Source organism: Streptomyces atriruber (genome assembly GCF_001418325.1).
GTDB lineage: Bacteria > Actinomycetota > Actinomycetes > Streptomycetales > Streptomycetaceae > Streptomyces > Streptomyces atriruber.
Genome location: NZ_LIPN01000270.1, coordinates 1 through 304, shown reverse-complemented (window position 1 = coordinate 304; position 304 = coordinate 1). Strand labels below are relative to the sequence as shown.

General features: G+C 66.4%; 1 protein-coding gene. It reads right to left on the bottom strand.

The genetic code is table 11. The annotated features are described in order from the left end of the window. Window positions 1–202 (bottom strand): helix-turn-helix domain-containing protein (locus tag AOK03_RS44280; protein ID WP_425264415.1); only part of this gene is annotated, 202 nt, incomplete at its 3' end. Window positions 203–304: the final 102 nt, after the last annotated feature.

Here is a 304-nt window from a genome sequence, read left to right as displayed (position 1 = left end):
CGCCGAGGCGGTAGCGCCCTGGCTGATCCGGTATCTGGACGAGATACGAGCGGGCCGCCAAGGTGGTCAGGAGCTCGTGCACGGTGGTGCGCGGCAGCTGGAGTCTGCGGGTGACCTCGGGTGCGGAGAACGTCCCGTCGCCCTCCAGGAACAGTTCGAGTATGTCCAGCGACCTGGTCACCGCGGGCACCAGTCGTCCCATGAGTTCGGCCTCCCACCCTGCGCGTCCGAAACTTCGGTCGCTGATCGGTATGACGAACACAGGTTAGACACGGCGCAGTTCGCGGCGCAATGGTCGTCGCCC